Raw genomic sequence first — 16,923 nt, 5'->3', positions numbered from 1 at the left:
CCGTCTGCTTCCCGTTGGCTGAAGGCGTGCCGGTGGTTCATCCAGCTTTAACAAACCTGGGCCGATCATCGACCCCGTTATTGATTCGGGCCGATGTCCGGCCGATGTTTTGGATGCTGCCGATGAGAATGGGGCAGGTCGGGAATGTCGTCGTACGCGTCTACCCGGATGACATTCGAAAGCACAAGCGGCCTCATTTCCATGCGGTCGGACCAGACGATAACATCGTCGTCGGATTGCCGTTGCTGGACATCATCGAGGGCAGCATCGCGCCAAGAGACAAGGACCGTGTCTTAAGCTGGGCGGCGGAGAATCTGGAACGCCTGATCAATACCTGGAACAGAGAAGATCCGACGATACCGGTGAAGATGCCATGAATACACTACGCAGGATCGACAAGATATCCGCCTCGGCACCTTATCTGCTTCATGTCACTTGGCGGGACGGCAGGGATGATGTTGTAGACATGACCGGTGTGGTGAACGGTCTTGAGATATTCGCTTCACTGAGGGATCCCGCGCTATTCGCGACGGTGAAGGTCGTAGACTGGGGCAGCGGGATCGAGTGGCAGAACGGTCTGGACTACTCGTCCGATTCCTTGGCTCATCTCGCCGAGGAACAGCGAGATATGGCCGGACCCGAGTTAAGGGAGTGGCAGGAAGAGATGGGCTTGTCGATCCAGGAAACAGCCGATCTCTTCGGTGTCGCGCCGAGCACGGTGAAGGAGTATCGAAAAGCCGGCAGGCTGCCGATCGCGTGGCAGATCGCGTGCCGCGCGATGCGAAAGGACCGGGAAACGTTCCTTGCACACTATCGGCCGCGCTTGGCCGGTCGGCCAAGGAAGCTGCCGGCGGGCTGAAACCTGCGCCGTCCCGCTCACCCCGTCACACCGTCCGCATAGGCGTCGAACTCCCGAATCAGGGCGGGGATGCCGCCGGAGCGCAGGGTGGCGGCGAAGTCCGAGCGCTGGACCGCCAGCTGGCTGACGCTGCCGTTCAGCAGGACGTCCACGATGCCCCAGCCGTCTCCCATCCGGCGCACGACATAGGTCAGGACGACGGGACTGCCCCGCGGACGCAGCAGGCGGGTTTCCACCAGGGTGGTGTTGCGCGGGCCGCTCCGCTCGCCGGCGATCTCGATGGTCTCGCCGGAGTAGCCGTCGAAGCGGCTGACATACTGGGCGGCGTTGCGGCGGACGAAGGCGTCGAGCAGGGCGCGGCGCTCGGCCTCCAGCGCCCGGTCGTAGCCCGGAACGGCGACGCGGAGCGACGTTTCCAAGTCGAAGCTCCCGCGGACGACGGGTTCGAAGTCGCCCAGGCGCGCCGCGGCCGGAGTTCCGGATTCGGCCGCGCGCATGAGCGCGAGGATCCCGTCGTTGAGCCGGGCGACCGGGTCGGCCGGCTGGTCGGCCCGGGCCGTCCCGGCGAGCGAGAGAATAAGGAGGACCAGCGCGGTACGGGCCAGGGAGGCGATCATCGTCTCATCCGTTCCAGTTGGATCATCAGGGCCGGCAGCAGGATCAGCGCGCAGACGACGGTGGCGAGGATGGCGACAGCCAGCAGGATGCCCATGCTCGACAGGCCGTGGTGGCGTGATACGGCGAGCGTGGCGAAGGCGGTGCTGGTGGTCAGCGCGGTCAGCAGGACTGCCCTGGGCGTGCTGGTGACCAGAAGATCCACGCCGAACCGGCGGCCGGGCGCCCGCTCGCCCAGAAGATCCTGCCCGCGCATGACCATATGGATGCTGCTGGACACGCCCAACCCGAACAGCAGCGGGATCACGATGATGTTGGCGAAATTGAACGGCATCCCCAGCAGGACCGAGGCCGCGAGGGTATAGACCGACGCGACGATCAGCGGCGCCAGGATCAGCGCGATCCCCGTGGCGCTGCGCTGGACCACGATCAGCAGCAGCACGATCAAGGCGAGCGTCACCGCGACCGCCTGGCCGAAGGAAGCCAGGATGATCCGGCTGGCCTCCGTGACCGTCACGGGAGCGCCGACGGCGGTCGGTTCGGCCGCCAGGATCGGCCCGGCGAATTCCGCCATGGCCCTGCTGTCGGAGATGTCCCGGTCGGGCAGGACCTCGATCCGCGCCCGCCCGTCGTCGGCGATCCAGCGGCGCGCCAGCGATGGCGGCAGGTCCTCCAGCGTGGCGGGCCGCTCGACCTCCAGCCCTAGGGCGAGCCGGTCGATGAGGACTGGCAGGCTGCCGGTCAGGGCACGGTCCAGGGCAGCCGCCGTCTCCGCTCCCGCCGGCAAACGCGCGACCGCTTCGGCGAAGCGGCGGACCTCGGGCAGGTCCTCGTACCGGGCGAGGATCGCCTGCAGGCGCTCCAGCGCGCCGACGGGATCCCCGGGCGGAGGAGCGGCAGCGGCCGAGAGGCTGGGCGCGAGGATCAGGGCGAGGTCGCCGATGGCCGCCAGCTTCTCGTCCTGCCCGGGCGGAACGTAGCTGGAGGCGGTCCGGACCTGGCCGACGCCGGGCAGGCCGCGCAGCCGTTCGGCGGCGGCGTCGGCGGACGCGAGGTCGCCTGCCAGGATATTGACGCCATACGGGGAGGTGTCGGGGGAGTTCGCCAGATCGCGGTAGGTCCGCACCGCCTCGGTCGTTTCGTCCTGGAGGTTCAGCGGGTTGGCATCCAGCCGGGCCTGCGGCAGCAGAGCGGCGGCGATCAGGAAGGCCAGGCCGCCGGCGATCAGGATCGCCTGGCTGTTGCGGTCGATCCAGTCGGCGAAGGCGACGTTCTCGCGGGTCTCCGCCCGGGTGCCCGGTCCGGGGCGCAGCAGCGTCAGCAGCGCGGGCAGCACCGTGACGCTGGAGAACAGCGCGACTCCCATGCCCAGGCCCGAGATGATGCCGAACTCGGCGAGGCCCCTGTAATCGGTCGGCACGAACGAGACGAACCCGATGGCGGCGCAGAGCGCGCTGAGCGTCAGCGCGGGACCGACCGCGACGGTGGCGCGCTCGGCGGCGAGCCGCGCCGGCCTGCCGCCCGGGCCGGCAGCGACCAGTTCCTCCTGGTAGCGCAAGCCGAGATGCCCGCCGAAATCGTCGCCCAGGCCGAAGAACATCACGGCGAAGGTCACCGAGATCAGGTTGAGCTGTCCGACCGTCAGGGCCGCGAGCCCCGAGGTCCAGAGCAGGCCGATCACCAGCGTCACGAGGATGGCGATAATCATCCGGGCCGACCGGATCCCGACGATCAGCACCAGCGAGACCAGGACGAAGGACAGCACACTGGCCATCGTGGCGCCGGCCGCGACCGTGTCCAGTTCGGTCTGGCGCAGAGCCACCGTTCCCGTCACCCGCGCGGTGACGCCCTGGCCGTCCTCCTCCCGCCCGAGATCCGCGATGGCGGCGCGCACCGCGTCCAGGGCCGGACGGCCGCGGGCCAGGGAAGCGTCGTCCACCACCGGCCGGACGAGCACGAAGCGCCGGTCGCCGAGCCTGTCCAGTCCGGCGCCGGCGACCAGCCCGGTCCACGACAGGCGGGCCGGCTGCCCTTGGCCGACCTGTTCCGCGGCGGACGCCATGGAGTCCAGCAGACCGCCCAGTTCGGCCGGCGTGCCTTCGCCGGCGTGCCCGAGGACAAGATCCAGCATGCCGGCGATTCCGCCCAGAGACGGATCGGCGCTCAGCAGGCCGAGGGCGGCCTGGGCGCCGGCCAAGCGGGTGACCAGATCCTGGAGTGCCTCGGGTTCCAGGAACAGCAGGCCGTAGCGGTCGAAATAGGGATCGGCGGACGGCACCTCGACCCCGTGCAGGACATCCGTCCGCCGCCGCAGGAGATCCGCCAAGCGAAGCGCCGCGGCATCCGCCCGCTCCGGCCCGTCGGCATCGACCACCACGACGATCTGGTCGTCGATGAAGGGAAAGGCCTTTCGATAGGTTTCGGTATGCTGCCGGAACGGAACCTCCGGGGAGATCATGTCCGTCGTGCTGGTATTGATGCCCAGATGGGTGGATGCGTACCAGCCGGCCGCCCCCGCGAGCAGAAGGGAGAGCAGGACGGTGGCCACCGGCCAGCGGCAGACCAGTCCTACCCAGCGTTCCAGCACATGCCGGCCGAAGGTCTGCAATCGTCCTGCTCGCACGAGCTCGCTCCAGACAGGGAAAAGGCGGGGCCGGGGTCACGACGCGAAGATGACGCTCATGGGAGCTTAAACAACCCGATGCGGCGGAGTGCCCCGGAGATGCGTGGGATCAGAACTTATGGGGACCGAGGCGGATCGTGCCACTCCGCCGGGAGGAGGACCAGCGGTACTGCGGGTCGTTGTCGATCAGGGCCGAATGGTCGCTCAGCCGGTTGCGCTCCAGCCAGCCCACCGCCGCCTCCAGTTCGGCCAGGGTCATCTCGGCGCGACTTTTCCCCAGGACCCGCTTGAGGATCGCGTTGTAGGCATGATAGCCGGAGTTGCGGCGGATCAGGTGCGCGTCCTCGTCCTCGATCACCTGGGCGGCGACCATCTGCCCGATGCGCTGGCGAAGCCGGTGCTCGGCGATCGACGGCGGTTCGAGCAGCGGCAGGCCGGGCTGGACCTGGAGGCCATCCGCCGGCGTCGGAGGGGCGGGCGAGCCGAAATCGGGGCCGGGCGCCACGGTGTCGAACCGAAGCGCGGTCGCGTTGGAGTGCAGCGGCGTGATCGCGGGGGCGCGTTCGCGGTCGATGCCGTCGAGCGGCAGGGCGTGCTGGGCGCGGCGCTTCGGCACCCGCGCCTTGGTGCCCTGTTCCGTCTCGATCTGGTGGCGGAAGCTGCGGAACATCGGATCGTCGGGGTGGTAGACCAGGGCGGACTGGCCGTCATAGTCGCCGGCATGGGGATCGACCCGCGTCGCGCGGGCGATCATCTGCTCCAGCCAGGGCCGCGACCGGATGTGGGTCAGGCAGGCGATGTGGGTGATCTCGGGGCAGTCCATGCCCTCGTACGCCATCGAGACCGTCACCAGGATGGCCGGAAAAGGGCGCATGCGGAACTCCGCGATGGCTTCCTGGGAGTCCGCGACGTCGCTCATGGCGGCGCGCACCATGATCTCCCGCAGGTCCTGCGGGAATCGGGATCGCAGGCTCTCGACATAGCGCCACGCGGTAGCCTGGTCGGGGGCGACGACCAGCAGCTTGCCGAGCCCCCGGACGTCGTCGCCCGGCCTGGCGCCCATGGCTTTCCGGCGGGCCGCGCGATGGTCGCGGCAGGCCCGGTAGGCGACCCGCAGCAGGGCATCCGCGAATTCCGTCCGCAGGACCGTGAAGAGCGCGTCGTGGGCCAGTTCCCCGGACTGGGACAGGGATTCGACCGTGCGCTGCTGGGACAGCGGGTCGCGCCATTCCGCATCGCCGTCCAGGGCGCCGAACGTGACCGGCAGGACGGCGCGTTCGGCCAGGGCCTGCCGGCGGCTGTACCCGACGATCGCCCAGCTTTCCGCGTTGAAGTCGATCTCGCGCGTCCGGCGGGCTCCCTGGGGCTGTTTGTACGGCAACCAGAGGATCGCCTTGCCGTCCGTCCTCTGCAATGTGCCGGACATTAGCAGCCGCACCGCGGACAGTTCCAGCAGTGGCAGGATGCTGTGGCTCCAGGCTGTCTCGTCGGCGGCGTTGGTCAGGTTGTCGAGGTCCGAGAGGGCCGGCAGATGGTGAAGCTCGTCGATCGCCAGCAGGTACCGATGCCGCTGGAACTCGGCCAGATGGAGTTCGGGCGCCGCCGCGACCGCCTGGTATGTCGTGACGTAACCCTGCAGGCCGCGGCAGGGGTCGGGAGAATTCTCGGCAGCCCGCACGGTCAGGCTGTGGCCGAGAGCCGTACGCCATACCGGATCGATGAACGCCTCCTCCGCCTGGAGCCGGAGGCTGTCGCGCGGGACGATCCAGCAGACCCGGTCGGCGACGCCCGCCTCGATCAGCCGGGCCGCCGCGATGACCGGCAGCAGGCTCTTCCCGCCGCCCGGGGTGACGGCCGCGAGGATGTCGCGCACGTCGGTCTGCCGTCCGGCGATGGCGCGGACAATGTTGCTGACCATCTCCTGATGACGGCGGAAGGGCCGGGTCATGCGCTTCGGACTGGCTCCCGGAAGGCGAAGGCAGGCTGCAACATACCATGAACATACTATTATTCAAGGTTGCGGTACACCACCTGTTGTAGGTAGTTGGCAAGGAGTACGGGATTGTGCGGCACATGCCGGTATTCCACCTGTTGAAGGTGGTACGTCACACCAAGTGTGCAAAAGGTTCATGGATCCCTACATCACCCTGCTGACCGGCCTCGGGCTCGTCATCCTCGGCATTGCCTGGCTGCCGATGCTGCTTCGGGACCTGCCCCTGTCGCTGCCGATCTTCTGCGTGCTGCTCGGGCTGGGGCTCTTCATCACTCCCGGCGTCGGGTCGGACCCGGATTTCATCATCCAGTCCGGCTTCATCGAGCGGATCACCGAATTGGTGGTGATCATCGCCCTGCTCGGCGCCGGGCTGAAGCTGGACAGGCCCGTCGGCTGGAAACGGTGGCGGACGACCTGGCTGCTGCTCGCCGTCACCATGCCGCTGTCGATCGCGGGCATCGCGCTGATCGGGGTCTGGACCCTGGGCCTCTCCCTGCCGGCGGCCATCCTCCTGGGGGCGGTGCTCGCCCCGACCGATCCGGTGCTGGCATCCGACATCCAGGTCGGTCCGCCGAGGTCCGGCGGCGAGGACGAGGTGCGCTTCAGCCTGACGTCCGAGGCGGGGCTGAACGACGGGCTGGCCTTTCCCTTCACGCATCTGGCGCTCGCCATGGCCGCCGCCTCCGCCGCGGGCAGCGTTGCCCCCGGCTGGTGGACGGTGGAATGGTTCCTGGACGCGGTCCTGTGGAAGCTGGCGGTCGGCGTGGCGGTCGGATGGGCGGTCGGACGGTTCCTGGGGTTCCTGGTGTTCCGGCTGCCGGACCAGGCGCGGATCGCCGACACGCGGGAAGGGCTGGCCGCGCTGGGGATCACGCTGGTGTCGTACGGTGTGACCGAACTGGTTCACGGCTACGGGTTCCTGGCGGTGTTCGTCGCCGCCACGACGCTTCGCCATACCGAACGGTCCCACGACTACAACGAGGCGTTGCACACCTTCTCAGAGCAGATCGAGAAGCTGCTGATGATGGTCGTGCTGGTCCTGTTCGGCGGGGCCATCGCGGGAGGGCTGCTCAGCTCCCTGACCTGGAACGCCGCGCTTGCCGGGCTGGCCTTCCTGTTCGTGATCCGGCCCGTGGCGGGCATGATCGGCCTTGCCGGAACACGCCTGCCCTGGTCCGAGCGCACCGTCATCGGACTCTTCGGCATCCGGGGCATCGGGTCGTTCTACTATCTCGCCTACGCGGTGAACCATACCGAACTCGCCGAACAGCATCTGCTGTGGTCGGTGACCGGGTTCGTCGTCGCCGTGTCGATCCTCGTCCACGGCATTTCCGTGACACCGGTCATGAACCGCCTGGAAGCCCGCTGGCGCCGGCGCGAACCCCGCAGCGTCGGGAACGGGGCCGACCCCGACGGAGTCTCGATCCGGAGCCCGATGTACGAACTGGAGAACGACGGCGGCGGAAAGGGGGAGGACCGGCAGCCGGAAAAGGAGCGGGTGCTCGACGACTGACCGGTCCGCCCGGCGCGACCGCCGGACGCGCGCCGGGCGAAGGGGTCAGCGCCGCCGGTCGTAGAGCACGCGGCTGCGCAGCGTCCCGTCGATGGCGCGCATGTCGGCAAGGATTTCCTGGTCGTTCACCTCGCCGTCGACGTCGAACACGACATAGCCGATGGAAGGGTCGGTCTGGAGATACTGGGCCGCCATGTTGAGGCCGCGCGACGCGAAGACCTCGTTCAGCTTCCGCAGCACGCCCGGAACGTTGGCGTGGATATGCAGGAAGCGGACGCCGCCCTCGCGGACGGGCAGCTGGACCTCGGGGAAATTCACGGCGCCCATGGTCGAGCCGTTGTCCGAGTACTCGATCAGCTTGCGTGCCACCTCGTTCCCGATGTTGGCCTGCGCCTCCATCGTCGATCCGCCGATATGCGGGGTCAGGATCACGTTGGGCAGGCCGCGGAGCGGGCTGGCGAACTCGTCGGCGTCGCTCGCCGGCTCGACCGGGAAGACGTCGATCGCGGCGCCGCGCAGGTGGCCCGACTTCAGCGCTGCGGCCAGCGCGTCGATGTCGATGATGCTGCCCCGTGCCGCGTTGATCAGGTAGGCGCCCTTCTTCATGGCCCGGATCTGCTCCGGCCCGATCATGTCGCGGGTCTGGGCGGTATCGGGCACGTGCAGGCTGACCACGTCGGAGAGGGTCAGCAACTCGTCGAGGGTGCGGCACTGCTGAGCATTGCCCAGGGCCAGCTTCTTCTGGATGTCGAAGAAGCGGACCCGCATGCCGAGCGCCTCGGCGATGACCGAGAGCTGCGTGCCGATATGGCCGTAGCCGACGATGCCCAGCACCTTGCCGCGGATCTCGTAGCTGTCCTTGGCCGACTTGACCCAGCCGCCCTCGTGGACGATCCGCGACTTGTCCCAGATGCCGCGCATCAGCATGATGATCTCGCCCATCACCAGTTCGGCGACGCTGCGGGTGTTGCTGTGCGGGGCATTGAACACGGGTATGCCGAGCTGCCGGGCGGTATTGAGATCCACCTGGTTGGTGCCGATGCAGAAGCAGCCGATCGCCATCAGCTTGTCGGCCTGGCGCAGCACAGTCTCCGTCAGTTGCGAGCGCGACCGGATCCCGACCATGTGGACGCCGGACAGGCGCTCGATCAGGTCGCCCTCGTCCAGCGCCTTGGGAAGCCGGGTCACGTTGGCATAGCCATGCTCCGCCAGATCGGCGACGGCATTCTCGTGGATCCCTTCCAGCAGCAGGATCGAGATCTTTTCCTTGGGGAACGACAGTCGGGACATTTCAGTTTCCACGCGATGGACCGGGTCGAGGCGGAAGGGTTGCGCCACGGGCGGGTCATTCTGCTTATTTCGGGCGTCGAATCAAACGGTGGTTGGCTGCTGCGACTCCTGGGCATGACAGGAGGGCGACTTGCGCCGGCGGGAAAGGATTTGTTGAGGGATCGGGCCGATACTTCGGGGATGGTGGGCATCCCGCGGCACCTGATGTCGAGAACGACATGATCAAGATAGAGATAACCCTCAGCACGGCCAAGTTGAACGCGGATCGGCACCCGGACGACCAGCTCGATCCCCTGGACTACGCTCAGAAGCTCGCCGTCCATCTGCAGCCCCGGCTCGAGCACTTGGTGGTGAAGACGACAGCTTTCGGCCGCGACCACAACATCGATATCGTCTTGCCGGAAAAGGCGGCGAACCACCTGGACATGACCGATATCCTGGCGCGCCGCATCGCGGAAGCGGTGCGGACCTTCCACGCGACGGCGCCGGACCACGTGCTGCGGCTGCCGAAGCGCCGCTTCTTCAGCGTCGGATAGGGCCGGCTCGGCAGCCGACCGCCGCCGGGGCGACGATCCGCTCCGCCGGGAAGCGGCAGGATACCCGGGTTCCCGCACCATGGATCGCCGCCATGCCGGCGAAATGCATGGCGGCCACGGCGGTGCCCGTGATCGCGACGACGATCGACAGCGGCGTGAGCTTCAGGTCGTATCCGATCTGAACGTCCCGACACTCCGTGAGCGGCATCAGATTGACCTGATAGAGGCGATGAATTCATTGACGGTACGTTCCATTTCCGTCGCCTCGCCGCCCAGCCGTTCGGCGGCCCGCTGCAGCTCGCGGGCGACCGTCTCCGTCTCGCGGGCGTGGTCGCTGACCATCGCGATGTCGCTGCCGATGCGGTCGACGCTGCCGGAGACGTTCTGGGTGGTCTGGGCGATCTCGCGCGTGGCGCTGCGCTGCTGCTCGACGGCGCCGGCGACAGACCCGGTCGCCACGTCCATCTGTTCGATGATCGAGGAGATGCCCCGGATCGCTTCGGTCGCGTTGAGGGTTTCGTGGCGGATGCCGTCGATCCTGGCGGAAATCTCCTCCGTCGCGCGGGCCGCCTGGGAAGCCAGGTTCTTCACTTCGTTGGCGACGACGGCGAAGCCCTTGCCGGCCTCGCCGGCGCGCGCCGCCTCGATCGTGGCGTTGAGCGCCAGGAGGTTGGTCTGCTCGGAGATGTCGCGGATCAGCAGCACCACGTCGCCGACTCCCTGGGCGACCCTGACCAGGCTCTCCAGGTCGGCGCGAACCCGGTCCGCCTCGGTCACGCTGCGGCGGGCGAGACCCGCGGTGGACAGCATGTTCTCGGCGATGCCCGCGATGGACGCGGCCATCTCCTCCGTCGCCGACGCGACGGCTCCCAGGTTGCGCCCCGTCATGCCGGCCTCGTCCGCCACCGTCTCGGACCGCTTCATCGCCTGTTCGGCGACCTCCAGGAGCAGGCGGGCGTCGTCGAGCTGCTGGCGCGACGCGGTGGAGACCTGCTGCGCCAGCGGCAGCAGACGGCTTTCGCAAGTCTGGGCAATGTCGCCCAGCACCTGGCGCCGTTCGGATTCGGCCTGCATGCGGGCGCTTTCGGCCCTGGCCTCGGCCTCGATCCTCCGGCGGGCATTGTCCTTGAAGGAGACAAGAGAGTCGGCCATCTGGCCCAGCTCGCCCTTCTCGCCCTGATTGGGGATCTCCGTCTCCAGCATGCCGTGGGCGATCGCGTCCATCGCCCCGCTCATCCGCGAGATGCCGCCCGAGACATGGCGGCCGAGGATCAGGGCGAAGGCGAGGGCGGCGGCGATGGCGATCGCCAGGGTCGCCACGATGATCGCGACGGAGTTCCGCTTGCCTTCCTCGGCCGCCGCTAATCCGGTCTCCGACAGGGATCGCGACTGGCTCGACGCCTCTACGGCGGCGGCGTTCATGTCGCGCGCCAAGCGCACCGCGCCGGCCTGGAGGTCGATCTGGGACACGAAGCTCTGTTCGAGGGGGAGCAGCAGGTTGCGCATCCTGGCGATCAGGTCGCTGTCGCCGGTCAGCCGGGCGATCTCGTCGAGATACCCTGCGACCCGCGCGAGGGTTCCCGCGATCTCTTCCCGCAGCACCTCCCGCTTGCCGGAAGAAAGGTCGGACAGGGAGAGGGCTATCTGAAGCGCCGCGGTCCGGATCTGCCGGCCGCGGTCGGCGGCGTTCATGGCATTGGCGAACGAGGAACGGGCCTGCACCGCCCGCGTCTCGGCCGCGGTCCGGATGCCGACATAACGCTCCTTGGTCGTTTCCATGGTCGAGGCGATGCCCCGCGATTGGGCTTCGTCGATCGCCGAGAGCTGGAGCAGTTCGGCGCGGGCGACCGCCATCTGGCGGGTCAGGTCGATCACCTGAAGCGCCAGGGTCTTCATCTCGTCGAGTTCCGGATGGGTGATCACCGGCACCGCCGCGCCGTCGTCGATCTCCCCGGTGGCGCGGGCGCGCCAAGCCCAGGCGGTCAGGTCGCCCGCCTCCGCCCGGATCGACGGTTCCGTGTCTGCGGGCAGGCCGCCATGGATGTCGTCCATCTCCTTCAGCAGGCGGAAGATCACCTCCCGGTAGCTCTCGTAACCGGCATAGGCCGCCGAGGTCTCTCCGATCGAGATCGCGTAGGCCTCGATGATCGAGAAGGCGGGGCCGGCATCCTCCGGCGGCATGGCGGACGTCCGTTCGGCGGCGAGGCTCAGCGCTTCCAGCGCGGGCGTGATCTCGCTGCTGTCGGGATGGTTGAGGAAGGCCATCTCGGCGAGCTGGGCCTCGATCACGCCGTCGCGGATCGTCAGGACGAGGTCGGCCATGGTGCTCGCCTGCCGGGCCGCCGTCTCCGCCTCGTCCAGGTCGTTCCCGGCCGCCCGGGCGAGCTTGACCTGCGCGGTGACGATCTGGTCGGACAGCATCCCGAGCTGCTGGACGGACCGTCCGATCGCGGCGTCGCCCTGGAGCAGCTTCTCCTGTATGTCGACAAAGGCGCGGAACGCCTGGGCGTACCGGTCGGCCGCCGCCTGCTCGTCCATCATCCCGCCCCGGGCGAACTGGTCGATGATGGAGGCCAGCCGCCGCTTCGCTTCGTCCGAAGCCGACAGGTCGCCGCGCAGGGCGCTCCATTCCAGCGCCCTGACCTCTCCCATAGCGAGGGAAAGCCGGGTCGCCGACGTGCCGTGCTCGACCGAGTCGGCGTAGCGGTAAAGACCGAGCAATCCCACCACGCCGACCACGGCGACGAGGCCGATGACCGTGAAGTACCCCGCGGCGATGGCGGTCTTGAGCTTCATGATGTCCCTGCGAGGTGGAGGCCCTGGGTGGTCGGTTCCGCCGGACCGGCACCGCACCACCCAGGCCCGCACCGCGATGTTACGCCCGAAGTGGTAACCAGCAGGCTAAAAGGCAGATGAGGATCCGGCCTCTTCGGCCATGAGGCCGCGGTCAGCGGATCGGCTTCTTCCCGATGGCCTCCAGCGCGACCCGTAGCGTGCCGATGCCGGAGTCATAGTCCCAGGCATTGCACGCCTTGTTGCCGTCGCCGCGCATCGTCCGGGCGCCGGCCTTCGCGGCGTCGTCTATCTTGGCGGCGGCCACGCCGTCGTCGAACTGGCTGATCAGCACCTGGCAGGTCACGGCCTTGGCGATCTCCGCCTTCTTGGGCTCGGGCTCGGGTGCCGGCTCCGCGACGGGAACCGGTTCCGCGGCCGGGGCGGCATCGCCGGCCTGGGCGAAGGCGGGCAGGCTGCCGGCGGCTACGGCCGTGGCCGCAAGGGCCGCGACGAGAAGCGATGCGAACCTTGCCGGAATGCCTTCGACCGCGGGAATACGGATGGATTTCTTCATGGCGAACCCTCCTGTTGCCGTTTTGTCATGAGAGAAACCGATTGTGGTATTGACTGTCAATCCGCGCGATCGGTGGAAGGAACGCCTGAGCTAACGCGTCACAGGGGCGCCGTTTTGCCCGCCTGCGGCAGGCGAACCCGGTGGGCTAACCTTGGCGCGCCATAGAGGAGGTCCCATGGACGGAAAACGGCAACCGAAGCATCACGACGTCCCGGAGATCGACCGCATCGCGAGGCTGCGACCTTGACCAGAGACACGGGAGCCACCGGCCGGAAGCCGCCCGCGGGACATGGCCGCTACGGCTACTCGCCGATCCGGGGCCGGAAACCCTATGACTGGCCGGGAGGTAAGCGCCTGGCGGTCTATGTCGGGCTCAACCTGGAGCATTTCGCGTTCGGTGAGGGGATGGGGGCCGAACTGTGCCCCGGCGGTCCGCCGCCGGACGTGCTGAACTATGCCTGGCGCGACTACGGGAACCGGGTCGGGGCGTGGCGGATGCTGGACCTGTTCGACCGGCTGGGCTGGCCGGCCTCGGTCCTGGTCAACGGCGCGCTCTATGGCTACTGCCCGGAACTGGTCGCCGCCTTCCGCGAACGCGGCGACGAGATCGTGGGCCATGGCTGGACCAACGCGGAGCGGCAGGGCACCCTGGACGAAGCCGCCGAGGCGGCCCTGATCGCGGACAGCACGCAAACCATCGCCCGGCACGAGGGCAGGGCGCCCACGGGCTGGCTGGGACCCTGGATTTCCGAGAGCCGCGTCACGCCGGACCTGCTGGCCGAGCAGGGCTACCGCTATCTGCTGGACTGGTGCATGGACGACCAGCCGGTCTGGATGAGCACCCGGTCCGGCCGGCTGCTGGCGGTCCCCTATCCCCAGGAACTGAACGACATCCCGGCGATCGTCGGGCGCCGCATGGGCGCGCCGGAGTTCGCCGACATGATCGTGGACCAGTTCGACGAGATGCTGGAGCAGTCGGAACAGGGGCCGCTGGTGATGGGCATCGCCCTGCACGCCTATCTGGTCGGCCAGCCCTACAGGCTGCGCCACCTGCGCCGGGCACTGTCACACATCGAGGCGCACCGCGACCGCATCTGGCTGACCACGGCCGGCGCCATCGCGGAGCACTGCCGCGGCCTGCCGGAGGGGGTGGTCCCGTGACGGCTGTTCCAGCCTGAATCAGGCGGGCAGGTTGTAGCGCAACTGTATTGTGGCGAGGTGTTCGCGGCGGCGGGAAACCGGGGTCAGACCACCATTTCGCACCAAGCCTTCCGAATGTCTATCTTCCGGCGAAATGGTGGTCTGACCCCGGTTTCCCTTATCCGTGGCGAAACCAGTTCCACGTTGGGTCGGGTAGAGCGAAGCGGCACCCGACGCAGTTTGGCGAGTTGATGTCGGTGCCGCTTCGCTCTGCCCGACCTACGTGGCGTGGCACTTCTCCTGCGTCCTGCCTTGGGATCAGCCGGGCAGCCATGTCTTGCCGCGGGGCTTGGCGAAGGGCGACAGGTCGCGCTTCAGGAAGGTGCCGTGGCCGGGTTGGCCGACCACGGCCCCGTCCTCCACGACGATGCCGCCGCGCACGATCACGGTGGTCGGCCAGCCGGTGATCTCCATGCCTTCGTAAGGGGTGTAGTCGGCCCCGTGGTGAAGGTTCTCCTGGCGGATCGGGCGGCGGAGCTCGGGATCCCAGATCGCGATGTCGGCGTCGGCTCCGACCGAGATCGTCCCCTTGCGTCCCGCCAGCCCGTACATCCGGGCGTGGTTGGTGGAAGTGAGGGCCACGAACTGCTGGAGGTCGATCTTTCCCTTCACCACGCCTTCGGAGAACAGGATGGGCAGCCGGGTCTCGACGCCGGGGATGCCGTTGGGCACCCAGCGGAAGGCCGTCCGCTCGCCCTTGCGCTTCTTGCCGGCGGGGCTGTCGTAGCGGAACGGGCAATGGTCGGAGGAGTAGGTCGTGAAGGTGCCGTTGGCCAGCCCCTGCCAGCAGGCGTCCTGGCTCTCCGGATCGCGGGGCGGCGGGCTGCAGACATATTTCGCCCCTTCCATGTTGAGGCCGCGCAGGTCCTCCGCGGTCAGCACGAGATACTGGGGGCAGGTCTCGCCGTAGATCTTCAGGCCGCGCGACTGGGCCCAGCGGATCTGCTCGACCGCGTCGCCGGACGAGACGTGGACGATCATGATCGGCACGTCGACCAGCTCGGCGAAGGTGATGGCCCGGTGGGTCGCCTCGCGCTCGACCGGGGCCGGTCGGGAGGTGCCGTGGAAGTAGGGCTCGGTATGGCCGGCCCGCTCCAGCCGCTCGGTCATGTAGCGGATCGCGTCGTAGTTCTCCGCATGGACCATCACCAGCGCGCCCTCGCGCCGGGCGACGTCGAACACCTCCAGCATCTCGCGGTCGTTCAGCTTCAGGTCGTCATAGGTCATGAAGACCTTGAAGGAGGTGTAGCCGTCGTTGACCAGGGCCGGCAGGTCCTGGCCCAGCGTCTGCTCGTTGGGATCGGAGACGATCAGGTGGAAGCCGTAGTCGATCAGGCACTTGCCCTCGGCGCGGGCGTGATAGTCGGACACGGCGGCCCGCAGGCTCTGGCCCTTGTGCTGAAGCGCGAAGGGAATGACCGTCGTGTTGCCGCCGGCCGCGGCGGAGCGGGTGCCGCTGAGGAAGTCGTCCGCCATCACCGTCTCGTCGCCGGAGGGCTGGTCGATATGGACATGGCTGTCGATCCCGCCCGGCAGCACGAGACGCCCGCCGGCGTCGATCTCCCGGCTGCCGGTGGGCAGGCGGTCGGCCAGAGCCGCGATCCGCCCGTCCCGGATGCCGACGTCGCAGCGCGAGGTTTCGGAAGCGGTGACCACCGTGCCCCCGCGGATCACCAGGTCGAAGCTGTCCATGGCGCGTTCCTTTCCGCTCACAGGAGTCCGTCGAGGGCTTCGACCAGCCGGTCGACCTCGTCCACGGTATTGTAGTGGACCATCGAGACCCGGACGACGCCCTTGGCCGGCGTCAGTCCGAGCCGGTCGATCAGGCGGCGGGCGTAGAAGTCGCCGAACCGGATGCCGATGCGGCTGCGATCGACGCCGGTGACGATCTCGTCCGACTGCCGGCCGCGGGCCACGAAGCTGATGGTCGGAACACGCAGAGCCCGGTCCGCCTTGGCGTGGCCGATGATGCCGATGTCGCTGCGGCCGCGCAGGTAGGAGAGCAGGCGTTCGGCCAGCGCCTCCTCCTGCGCGGCGATCGCGTCGAAGGCGGCCAGGATCTGGCCGCGCCGATCGGTCCGGGCGCCGGTCCTGCCGCCCAGCTCCGCCAGGTAGTCGGCGATGGCGGTGCAGCCGACCGACAGCTCGTAGTTCACGTTGCCCTGCTGGAGCTTGTAGGGCACGACCTCGCGGCCGATGAAGAAATGGTTCAGGCTGGGCAGCGCCAGCAGCTGGTCGTACTTGCCGTATAGCACCGCGTGGTGAGGGCCGTAGACCTTGTAGAAGCTGAAGACGTAGAAATCGACGTCCCAGGCCGTCACCTCGACAGCCCGGTGCGGCGCCAGCGCCACCGCGTCCACCACCACGCGGGCGCCGCGCTCGTGGACGAAGCGGGTGATCTCGGCGACCGGGTTGATGGTGCCGAGGATGTTGGAGGCATGGGTGAAGCAGACCAGCCGGGTGCGTGGGGTCATCAGCGCGTCGAGGTCGCCCAGGTCCAGTTCAAGCGTCTCCGGGTTGACCGCCCAGACCTTTATGACGGCGCCCCGGTCCTTGAGCTTCAGCCAGGGGCCGATATTGGCCTCGTGGTCGGTGTCGGTGACGACGATCTCGTCGCCCGGTTCGATTCCCTCGGCCAGCGCAGCGGCCAGGGTATACATCAGCGCCGTCGTTGACGGCCCCATCACCACCTCTTCCGGCCGCGAGGCGCCGATCAGCTCGGCGATCACGGCGTGGGCGTCGCGGACCCGCGCGCCGGACCGCTGCGACACGTCGTAGCTGGCCCCGAGCTGGACGTTGCTGGTCAGCAGATAGTCGGAAATCCGGTCCGCGACCCCGCGCAGCGTCTGCGAGCCGCCGGCATTGTCGAAGAACACCCAGTCGCCGGCCAGGGCCGGGAACTGGGAACGGACGAAATCGAGATCGAGGGCGGGCAGCATGCCTCT

14 protein-coding genes are annotated in these 16,923 nt (G+C 68.3%); 5 read left to right on the top strand and 9 right to left on the bottom strand.

The features are described from left to right. Positions 1-104: 104 nt before the first annotated feature. Both IGS68_RS13655 and IGS68_RS13650 read left to right on the top strand, forming a co-directional pair. Positions 105-377, top strand: a complete 273-nt coding sequence (locus tag IGS68_RS13655) for a DUF4160 domain-containing protein (protein ID WP_201080825.1) — start codon at positions 105-107, stop codon at positions 375-377. Next, the gene (locus IGS68_RS13650; RefSeq protein ID WP_201080823.1) at positions 374-859 is read left to right on the top strand and encodes a DUF2442 domain-containing protein; all 486 of its coding nucleotides are present in this window, start codon (positions 374-376) and stop codon (positions 857-859) included. The genes IGS68_RS13655 and IGS68_RS13650 overlap by 4 nt, the downstream gene beginning before the upstream one ends. Before the next feature lie 17 nt (positions 860-876). On the opposite strand, the gene IGS68_RS13645 is transcribed toward IGS68_RS13650, so the two are convergent. The 3 genes from IGS68_RS13645 to IGS68_RS13635 all read right to left on the bottom strand — a co-directional run bounded on the left by IGS68_RS13645 (position 877) and on the right by IGS68_RS13635 (position 6,045). Then, the gene (locus tag IGS68_RS13645; protein ID WP_201080821.1) at positions 877-1,476 is read right to left on the bottom strand and encodes an ABC transporter substrate-binding protein; all 600 of its coding nucleotides are present in this window, start codon (positions 1,474-1,476) and stop codon (positions 877-879) included. Beyond that, positions 1,473-4,082 carry an MMPL family transporter gene (locus IGS68_RS13640; RefSeq protein ID WP_247881319.1) on the bottom strand — a complete coding sequence of 870 codons (2,610 nt, stop codon included), beginning with the start codon at positions 4,080-4,082 and terminating at the stop codon, positions 1,473-1,475. Before IGS68_RS13640 ends, IGS68_RS13645 begins: the two co-directional genes overlap by 4 nt. 124 nt (positions 4,083-4,206) lie before the next feature. Beyond that, complete coding sequence (locus IGS68_RS13635) at positions 4,207-6,045, bottom strand: DEAD/DEAH box helicase (RefSeq protein WP_201080817.1); 1,839 nt, start codon at positions 6,043-6,045, stop codon at positions 4,207-4,209. 181 nt (positions 6,046-6,226) lie between these two features. Here IGS68_RS13635 and IGS68_RS13630 point away from each other — a divergent pair, with 181 nt between their 5' ends. Further along, positions 6,227-7,603: a cation:proton antiporter gene (locus tag IGS68_RS13630; RefSeq protein WP_201080815.1), complete on the top strand. Its 1,377-nt coding sequence runs from the start codon at positions 6,227-6,229 to the stop codon at positions 7,601-7,603. A 45-nt stretch (positions 7,604-7,648) separates the two neighbouring features. Here the strand turns inward: IGS68_RS13630 and serA are convergent, their stop codons facing one another. Then, positions 7,649-8,893, bottom strand: coding sequence for a phosphoglycerate dehydrogenase (gene serA / locus IGS68_RS13625; RefSeq protein ID WP_201080813.1), 1,245 nt, complete (start codon positions 8,891-8,893; stop codon positions 7,649-7,651). 218 nt (positions 8,894-9,111) lie between these two features. Here serA and IGS68_RS13620 point away from each other — a divergent pair, with 218 nt between their 5' ends. Beyond that, on the top strand, positions 9,112-9,429 hold the full coding sequence (locus IGS68_RS13620; protein WP_201080811.1) for a hypothetical protein: 318 nt from the start codon (positions 9,112-9,114) through the stop codon (positions 9,427-9,429). Here the strand turns inward: IGS68_RS13620 and IGS68_RS13615 are convergent. From IGS68_RS13615 to IGS68_RS13605, 3 genes are all read right to left on the bottom strand, one after another. Next, complete coding sequence (locus IGS68_RS13615) at positions 9,416-9,637, bottom strand: MHYT domain-containing protein (RefSeq protein WP_201080809.1); 222 nt, start codon at positions 9,635-9,637, stop codon at positions 9,416-9,418. The genes IGS68_RS13620 and IGS68_RS13615 overlap by 14 nt on opposite strands. Beyond that, positions 9,637-12,225 carry a methyl-accepting chemotaxis protein gene (locus IGS68_RS13610; protein WP_201080807.1) on the bottom strand — a complete coding sequence of 863 codons (2,589 nt, stop codon included), beginning with the start codon at positions 12,223-12,225 and terminating at the stop codon, positions 9,637-9,639. The genes IGS68_RS13615 and IGS68_RS13610 overlap by 1 nt, the downstream gene beginning before the upstream one ends. Positions 12,226-12,376: 151 nt before the next feature. Beyond that, a complete protein-coding gene (locus tag IGS68_RS13605) occupies positions 12,377-12,778 on the bottom strand; it encodes a hypothetical protein (protein ID WP_201080805.1) in 402 nt (133 codons plus the stop codon). Between the two features lie 243 nt (positions 12,779-13,021). Between IGS68_RS13605 and IGS68_RS13600 the strand changes: the two genes are divergently transcribed. Further along, the gene (locus IGS68_RS13600; RefSeq protein ID WP_201080803.1) at positions 13,022-13,939 is read left to right on the top strand and encodes a polysaccharide deacetylase family protein; all 918 of its coding nucleotides are present in this window, start codon (positions 13,022-13,024) and stop codon (positions 13,937-13,939) included. Between the two features lie 297 nt (positions 13,940-14,236). On the opposite strand, the gene hydA is transcribed toward IGS68_RS13600, so the two are convergent. Both hydA and IGS68_RS13590 read right to left on the bottom strand, forming a co-directional pair. Further along, positions 14,237-15,670 (bottom strand): dihydropyrimidinase, encoded by a 1,434-nt coding sequence (gene hydA / locus IGS68_RS13595; RefSeq protein WP_201080801.1) that lies wholly within the window; start codon positions 15,668-15,670, stop codon positions 14,237-14,239. A 17-nt stretch (positions 15,671-15,687) separates the two neighbouring features. Further along, entirely contained in the window at positions 15,688-16,917 is a 1,230-nt protein-coding gene (locus IGS68_RS13590) for a cysteine desulfurase-like protein (RefSeq protein ID WP_201080799.1), read from the bottom strand. Positions 16,918-16,923 lie beyond the last annotated feature (6 nt).

Source organism: Skermanella sp. TT6, from assembly GCF_016653635.2.
Taxonomy (GTDB): domain Bacteria; phylum Pseudomonadota; class Alphaproteobacteria; order Azospirillales; family Azospirillaceae; genus Skermanella; species Skermanella cutis.
Note: the sequence above shows the minus strand (reverse complement) of the source record. Positions and strands in the feature narration are given on the sequence as shown.